The organism is Streptomyces chiangmaiensis (assembly GCF_036281785.1).
Classification (GTDB): domain Bacteria; phylum Actinomycetota; class Actinomycetes; order Streptomycetales; family Streptomycetaceae; genus Streptomyces; species Streptomyces chiangmaiensis.
The window spans coordinates 1-6,928 of the sequence record NZ_JAYWVC010000307.1; the positions used below are offsets into that span (position 1 = coordinate 1).

At 71.1% G+C, this 6,928-nt stretch carries 7 protein-coding genes and 1 pseudogene; 3 read left to right on the forward strand and 5 right to left on the reverse strand.

Annotated elements, in window-relative coordinates; genetic code table 11:
• Positions 1-974, reverse strand: a 974-nt coding sequence (locus tag VXC91_RS40795) for an aminotransferase-like domain-containing protein (protein ID WP_329512425.1), incomplete at its 3' end; no start/stop codon positions are given.
• 299 nt (positions 975-1,273) lie between these two features.
• Between VXC91_RS40795 and VXC91_RS40800 the strand changes: the two genes are divergently transcribed.
• Both VXC91_RS40800 and VXC91_RS40805 read left to right on the forward strand, forming a co-directional pair.
• Positions 1,274-1,696: an Hsp20/alpha crystallin family protein gene (locus VXC91_RS40800; protein WP_329512419.1), complete on the forward strand. Its 423-nt coding sequence runs from the start codon at positions 1,274-1,276 to the stop codon at positions 1,694-1,696.
• A 208-nt stretch (positions 1,697-1,904) separates the two neighbouring features.
• A complete protein-coding gene (locus VXC91_RS40805) occupies positions 1,905-2,540 on the forward strand; it encodes a CBS domain-containing protein (protein WP_329512420.1) in 636 nt (211 codons plus the stop codon).
• 71 nt (positions 2,541-2,611) lie between these two features.
• Here the strand turns inward: VXC91_RS40805 and VXC91_RS40810 are convergent, their stop codons facing one another.
• The 4 genes and pseudogenes from VXC91_RS40810 to VXC91_RS40825 form a co-directional block, all read right to left on the reverse strand.
• A complete protein-coding gene (locus VXC91_RS40810; protein ID WP_329512421.1) occupies positions 2,612-3,241 on the reverse strand; it encodes a V-type ATP synthase subunit D in 630 nt (209 codons plus the stop codon).
• A pseudogene (locus tag VXC91_RS40815) lies at positions 3,238-4,402 on the reverse strand (V-type ATP synthase subunit B). Before VXC91_RS40815 ends, VXC91_RS40810 begins: the two are co-directional and overlap by 4 nt.
• Entirely contained in the window at positions 4,389-5,330 is a 942-nt protein-coding gene (locus VXC91_RS40820; protein ID WP_329512422.1) for a hypothetical protein, read from the reverse strand. Before VXC91_RS40820 ends, VXC91_RS40815 begins: the two are co-directional and overlap by 14 nt.
• Positions 5,327-5,806, reverse strand: coding sequence for a hypothetical protein (locus VXC91_RS40825; protein ID WP_329512423.1), 480 nt, complete (start codon positions 5,804-5,806; stop codon positions 5,327-5,329). Before VXC91_RS40825 ends, VXC91_RS40820 begins: the two co-directional genes overlap by 4 nt.
• Positions 5,807-5,933: 127 nt before the next feature.
• Here VXC91_RS40825 and VXC91_RS40830 point away from each other — a divergent pair, with 127 nt between their 5' ends.
• Positions 5,934-6,860 (forward strand): CBS domain-containing protein, encoded by a 927-nt coding sequence (locus VXC91_RS40830; protein ID WP_329512424.1) that lies wholly within the window; start codon positions 5,934-5,936, stop codon positions 6,858-6,860.
• Positions 6,861-6,928: the final 68 nt, after the last annotated feature.

The following is a 6,928-nucleotide window of genomic DNA, read 5'->3' on the forward strand; positions in this document are numbered from 1 at the left end:
GGCACCATCCAGCCGAGCCGTACGCCTGGTGCCAGGGACTTGCTCACGGAACCGAAGTACACCACCCGCTGCGGATCGAGGCCCTGCAGGGCGCCCACCGGCTGGCGGTCGTACCGGAACTCTCCGTCGTAGTCGTCCTCCAGGATCAGGCCGCCGGTGGCACGTGCCCAGTCGACGGCCGCCGTGCGCCGCTCCGGGCTGAGCGCGACCCCCGTCGGGTACTGGTGTGCCGGTGTCATCAGCACGGCGCTCGCCTCATGCAGTCGCACCAGGTCGGCGAGGCGCGCGCCGTGTTCGTCGACGTGGAGGGGCCGGGTGTGCAGACCGGCGTTCGTCAGAAGGTCGCGGTACAGGTCGAGGCCGTAGGCCTCGACGGCCACCGCTCCCACCCGTCGTGCCCTGAGCACCTGCGCCATCAATGTCAGGCCGTGGTGGAAGCCGGAACAGATGACGATCCGCTCCGGCTCGGCGTACACCCCGCGGGCCCGCGCGAGGTAGTCGGCGAGCGCGGCGCGCAGCTCCATCCGGCCGCGGGCATCGCCGTAACCGAGGGCGTCGTGCGGCGCGGCGGTCAGAGCCCGGCGGGCTGCGGTGAGCCACTGCGTGCGGGGGAAATGCGAGAGGTCCGGCGACCCCGTCAGCAGGTCGTGGCTGGGGCGGCGCGTGTCTGGCCTCGCGGTGGGGGCTTCCGGCGCGGCCCTGCGCGGTTCGACCCGGTTGGCCACCCGGGTTCCCGAGCCCTGCCGGGCGGTGAGCCAGCCCTCGGCGATCAGTTCGGCGTAGGACTCGACGACGGTGTTGCGGGAGACGCCGAGATCCGCGGCGAGTGCTCGGGAGGCAGGCAGCGGTGTGCTGGGCGCCAGGCGTCCCGTGCGCACGGCCTCCCTCAGGGCGTCTGTGAGCCCTGCGCGTAGCCCGGGACCGCGCAGCTCCAGATGGAGGTCGATGCCGAAGGCGGAGGGCGGACCGACCATGGAATTGGTCCGAGTATCTGTCACACAGATGGACCATACTCCAGTACCACTGTGTCCGTGGCGTTGCGTGCCGACAGGACCGACCCGTCAGCCACGACACGGACCTACCGGACGGGCGTGGCCGATGTGTTCGGTCAGGCGCAGGCAGTTTTGCGCTTGACGCCGGTTGCGAGTTGCAAGGGAAGGTACCGAAGGGACCATAGGGACCCTCGGTATGGGCTGTTCGGCCTCAGCAGCAAGCAGCGGCATGCGGTGGACTGAAAGCGTCAATAGCCGCAACAGCAGTTCTGGAGACGGCAATGGCCACACTTTCACGCAGGCAGCGGTTTCCCTTCCCGGAGATTCCCGAGTGGGTCGAGGCCTTTCCCGCGCGTTTCGCGATGCCCACGATGGGAGACCTCTACGCGGTCCGCATCGAGGACTACATGGAGGGCGACCGGTATGTGATGCGGGCGGAGCTTCCTGGCGTCTCACCCGAGGACATCGACGTCGCCATCAGCGAAGGCGTGCTGACCGTCAAGGCCGAGCGCACCGAACATGAAGCGGAGAAGAACCGCAGCGAGATCCGCTACGGCGCCATGAGCCGCAGCGTGACGCTGCCGCCGGGCACCGACGAGGATGACGTAAGGGCCGACTACACCGACGGAATGCTCACGGTCACTGTGGGCCTCGGACGTGAAAAGGCCGAGGCCAAGCACATCGAGGTCACGCACCACGCGTGATCCGGTACCCGGTGGGGGCCGGCTCGGGCGGGCACACGCCCGCCCGAGCCGCCCCATTCGCGGCGCCCCGCACGATGCCAAGGGCCCGCTGTCGGTCGGGAGCCCGGACGTTTCGTACCCTTCGTTCGAGAACATCATCAAGATGCCACCGAAGATCGTCATCACTCCCACCGGCATCTGACCAGACGGAGAGAAGGGACGCCGACCGATGGGGCATCGCAGCGTGGGCGATCTGATGACCCCCGACGCCGTGAGCGTGCGGCCGGGCACGACCTTCAAGGAGATCGCACGCGTCCTCGACGAGTACGAGATCACCGCCGTTCCTGTGATCGACGGCGATGGCCGGCCCGTCGGGGTGGTGTCCGAGGCGGACCTCCTGCGCAAGCAGACATCCGGGGGTGTCGGCAGCACCGCCGGGGAACTGATGACCAGCCCTGCCGTGGTCGCAGAGCCGGAGTGGGACGTGGTCCGTGCCGCACGGACGATGGAGACACGGAGGGTCAAACGCCTTCCCGTGGTGGATGGTGACGGCCGTCTGATCGGCGTGATCAGCCGCAGCGACTTGCTGCAACTGTTTCTCCGTCAGGATCGCGCGATCCAGGAGGAGATCCTGGAGGATGTCATCGTCCGGACGCTGGGTCTGTCGCCCTCGTCGCTGACCGTCGAGGTAGCCGACGGCAGGGTCACACTGAGTGGCAGGGTGGAACGCAAGAGCCTGCTCCCGGTAGCCGTGCAGTTGTGCGAGGGGGTCGACGGCGTGGTGGATGTGGTCAACCGGCTCGACTTCGACCGGGACGACACAGCGGACGAGGCGACGGTGCAGCCCCGCGGGGATCGGTCATGATCTCCTGGGCTTCTTGAGGCCGACCGACACGAGGGGGGTGGCCCTGTGGGACGGCCGAGCACCGAGCATGATCAGCCCTCGGCGCGGTCGCGGGACGAAGCGGCCCAGCGTCGTCGTACCGCCTCCTCGTGCTCCGCCTCCTCCAGAGCCAGTTCCACGGCCGCCAGCTCGCCTGTCAGACGCGGAATCCAATGCCGACGCAGAGCGCGGACCCGTTGGCGGGTCCGTTGGGCCTCTGCGGCGATGAGTTCGGCCGCAGTGAGGGCAGCGGAGTGCTCGGCGGCGGCGCGGACGGCCAGGCGGTACGCCCTCTCCGCGTGAGCGAGCGCGGTGTTCCCTGGCGTACGTTCCGCGGGGGAGCGCACGGGGGCCGTCCAGGACACGGAGGACGGGTGGCTCACGCCCACTACCGATGTCCACGCGACGTCGACTCCGGCGCGGTCGGCGGGGGCCGCCTCGAACGGGGCGCGCTCGCCACCGAGCAGCAACCCGCGCACGCACCAGGTCTCCGCCTCGGCGAGTCTGTCTCCCCAGATACAGCCGGCCTCCTGTGCCGTCCGACTCAGCTCCCGTTCGCGGTCGCGCAGGAGCCGCAGTTTGCGTTCCAGCAGATCTGCTCCGCGCAGAGCGATACCCAGACTGTGCCGCAGGCGCAGCCGGCCCGTGCGCCCGGGAGGCACCCGCCGTGGACGCGCGCTCACGACGATGTTCCGTCTCTGCGCATGCCGTTGCCCATGTCGGCGCGGGCGTCGAGCAGGGCTGCCGGGATCATGCCGAGCTGGCTGCGGGGGAGGGTGAGCAGTACGTCCCAGGCCCGGTCGAGGGAGTTTTCGAGTGCCCGGTTCTCGTCCGCGGCCTGGGCGAGAAACCCGCGCAAGAACGCGTCATCCAGGTCCAGGTACTGGCGGTCGATCGGGCTGAGCGCCGGGCGTCCGATCAGGTCGGCGAGTTCCCGCACCTGCCGGGCGCGGGCCAGCGCGGCGATCAACTGGGCTGCGACGTCCGGGTGGTCGTCGCGGGTCCGTCCCGCACCGGCTCCTTTGCGCATCAGACGCGACAGGGAGGCGAGCGGGTCGACCGGCGGATATACGCCTCGGGCGTGGGTCTCGCGGACAGGACGATCTGGCCCTCCGTGATGTAGCCGGTGAGGTCGGGCACCGGGTGGGTGATGTCGCCGGCGGGCATCGTGAGCACCGGCAGGACCGTCACCGATCCGGGGCGGCCCCTGATCCTTCCGCACCGCTCGTAGAGGGATGCGAGGTCGCTGTAGAGATAGCCGGGGTAGGCCCGGCGCGCGGGGATCTCACCCCGAGCGGCGGACACCTCGCGCAGCGCCTCGGAGTAGGCGGTCATGTCGGTCATCACGACCAGCACATGGCGGCCCTCCCTGAACGCGAGGTGCTCCGCGACCGTCAGCGCGAGCCGTGGTGTGAGCAGCCGCTCGATCACCGGGTCGTCGGCAGTGACCTCCGCCGCCGGGCACCATCCGGCGAGCGCTGCCACCTCCCCGCGCAGCACGGCTCCCTGGGTGCGCGCCTCCAGCTGTGCCTCGCCCGCCAGCAGCCCCAGGCTGCCCTGTTGTTCCAGGACGTCCAGATCGGGGGCGGAGGCGGCCAGGAGGGGAGCCTGACCCGCGGTCGACGGCACACCTGCGAGCACAGGCGTGCCGTCGACCGACCTGGGACGGCCTTCCAGACGCTGCAGCCGTCGGGCCGCCGGTCCGGGGCGGCCTCCTCCACCCGGTCCAGCTCGACGCAGCCCGCCTCGGCGATCCGTACCAGCGTGTCCCGCAACGCCGCGTGCGGTACGACCACCGCCACACGTCGCGTCCGGACGGGTGTCACCGCCTCAGACCAGGGCATCGAACTCCTCCAACGGCCGTCCGGCCCGGGCCGCCGGCTCCAGGGCCGCCCGTACCCGCCAGGCGTCCACCGACAGCACCGCGACCGCCCCCACGACCTCCCGGGGCCCGTACCGCCCGCCCCGCAGCATGTCGACGCCCTCCCGGTCGACAACGCGCCACCAGCGGGCCTCGGCCCGCCACAGCTCTCCCGGCTCCTCCACGTCTGCCACAACCCAGCAGGCCTCGGACGACAGGCGGTCGCGAAAGTCCCGGAAAGAGGGGGCGTCGACCGCCCGCGAACCCAGCAATTCCGCCGCGTCACGGCGCACGGGCCCTGGCAGGCGGCGCTCGTGCACGAACATTTCGCGTGCTGTCAGCAGGGCGGCACGTCCCCGGGCCCACCGCCGGGCGGATGGCACGGCCATGGCCGTCCGTCGGGCAGCCGCCATACGCATGCCCAACACCAGCGCCCACGGCGTGTCCGCGCCCGGGTCGCCCCATGCCGAGGCCGCGAGGGCGGCGCGCAGTTCCGCGGGCGTACGGGCGCGATCCAGGCTCCGCCAGGCGGTCTCCAGGGCGCCGAGCCGGTACGGCTGCCGCGCCGGGGCGTCGGGGTCCGCGCCTGGGCGATTCTGTGTCGTCAGACGGGACGCGACGTTGGCGACTTCGCAAGCAGCGGCGAGCGGGCGCAGCAGGCGGGCTCCGCCCGGGGGCAGCCAGCCGGCCAATACCCGCAGATGCCAGAGCAGCGTGGCGGAAACCGCCCGTTGCGCCTCGGGCAGTTCGACGGCCGTCCGCGCGTACTTCCGGTACGGCGTCCCGGCCAGCCGGTGCGGTGCGTCCTCGAGGGTGACGGCGCTCGCCATCTCCCGGGCGCCGGCTGGGCCCGGGCAACGGTTGGTCAGGGCGCGGGCCCGGACCACTGTCGCGACCCACCCGGCACTCACGGCGCTCCCTTTGGTCTGTCCGTGGTGCGCAGGGCGTCCGCCACCGCACGGTCCACCATGGCCGTCATGCGCCCCCGCGCCCGCTCGCGCACCAGGGCGGCGGCGCGTTGCCCGGCCGCGCGAAGGGCCTCCGCCTCCTCCGCGGCGGCACGACGAACAGGCGCGGCGGCCTCCTGCCGGACTTGTGGAGCCCGGGACCGCGCCGCCGCCAGGATGTCGGCTGCCTGCCGCACAGCATGCTCCCGTACCGCCGCCGCCTCGCGGTCCGCCGCCGCACGAATCCCTGCTGCCTCCTCCTGAGCGCCCGTCAGCTGTGCGAGGGGTGCCTCCAATTCTGCGGCGCGCTCGGCCGCCCGGTCGGCGGGGACTCCGGTGACGGCTGCTCCCGGCGCACCGGTCGGACGGAATCGCGCGAGGGAATCGCGCAGGCTCACCACGAGCGTCCTCCTGCCGGTCTGCTCCTCCTTCAGTCTCACCGCTCCCGCGCAGGCTCGCATCGGATGAGCCGCATAGCCGCTCCATCAGGGCCATTCGGCTCTTGGCCCGGTACGGCGGAGCACAAGACTGGGAGACGAGGCAACCTGACGAAGTCTGGAGGCCCTCATGAGCAGGCGTGAAAACCACTCCATGGGCGCCGAGGCCCGCCGTGCCGTGCCGTCGCATCACTGGCGCCCCGGCGAGGAAGGACGGCAGGACCTGCTCCTGCGCTACCTGGGTGCGGTGGCCACGGTGTCGGCCAAACACGCGGGGGCACGGTCCGTTATGCACCCTGCCACCACAGGGACGGCATCCCCCACAGGTCCAGGTCCAGCGCCGAGTCCGTCTCCCAAGGCTGAGCGGGAGACCGTCGACTCCGCTGGGGAGAAGCCGCCGCAACCGCTTGCCGAGCCCGAGGCCCTGTCGGTACGGGACGTGATGGACGTGCCCGCTCCATCGATGCGGGACGATCTGTCCTACCGGGAGATCGCACGCCTGCTCGCACGTGAGCATGTGGGTGCGGTCCCGGTGGTCGACGCAGACGATCGGGTTGTCGGCGTGGTGTCGGAGTCCGACCTGCTGGCGAAGGTGGCGCTCGAAGCGTCCGGTCGCCCCTCCGGTCCGCTCAGCAGGCTGCGGGAGCTGCAGCTGCACGGCAAGGTCCGGGCGGAGACCGCAGCAGACCTGATGACCAGTCCCGCGATCACGGTGCTGCCGGGTGCGACCGTCGCGGAGGCTGCCTGGCTCGCGGCCTTGTCGCGCCTGAAGCGGATCCCGGTCACCGACCACGAAGGGCGCTTGGTGGGCGTGGTGCGCCGCAACGCTCTACTGCAGGCCCTCATACGGGACGACGCCGGAATTCGACAGGAGATCGACGCGAAGATGCGTGCCTTCTGCTCCCCTTCCGACCGTGACACGGTCGAGGTGCGCGTGCACGACGGCGTGGTGGAGTTCACGGGCCGGATGTCGCAGGCCTCGATGCCCAGGCTGCTGGCGGAGGTCGAGGACATCGACGATGTGGTCGAGGTGACCAACCACCTCACAGCGGTGTGACCTCGTGTGCAGCACTGAAGTCGGCCCGGGTGAGCGATTCCTCCTTCGCACCAGGCACATGCAGGCTC